This is a genomic window from Xenorhabdus sp. Sc-CR9, from assembly GCF_963897815.1.
GTDB lineage: Bacteria > Pseudomonadota > Gammaproteobacteria > Enterobacterales > Enterobacteriaceae > Xenorhabdus.
In genome coordinates, this window is sequence record NZ_CAWQTY010000112.1 from 1 (window position 1) to 442 (window position 442).

Annotated in this window: 1 protein-coding gene; it reads left to right on the plus strand. The window is 46.8% G+C overall.

The features are described from left to right. Positions 1–172 precede the first annotated feature (172 nt). Entirely contained in the window at positions 173–349 is a 177-nt protein-coding gene (locus AACQ81_RS05800; protein ID WP_443089586.1) for a hypothetical protein, read from the plus strand. Positions 350–442 lie beyond the last annotated feature (93 nt).

A 442-nucleotide genomic window follows, 5' to 3' on the forward strand; every position in this document is an offset into this window, starting at 1 on the left:
AAATTGGCGGTGGTGTTGAGAACGAACGTGAGGGCGTTGGAGATTCGAGTACGAATTCAGGGTAAAAGTATGGGTTTTGGGTGTTTATGGCGGCGCCGGAAAGAGTGTAATTGTTTGCGCGAAGGTGGTGACCAAGGGATGCGCGCTAAGGTTGTGGCTTAGGAGTTTACTCATGTTTCAGACTTTTATTTCTCGCCATCATTCAAACTTTTTTTCTGATAAGCTGGTTCTCGCTTCTGTTACTCCAGCTTCTTCGGCACCTGTTTTACAGACCCCTAAAGCTAGATCATTAACGCTATACTTTGATACTTTGACGGTTAATGCTGGAGATGGTGGTTTTCTTCATTGAATTCAGCCTGCGGAATCTGTCCACGCCGCTAACTAGGATGTTTTCGTTGGCTCCTGTTTGCCTTTGGCTGCCGCCCGTGCATCTTTTCCTGGT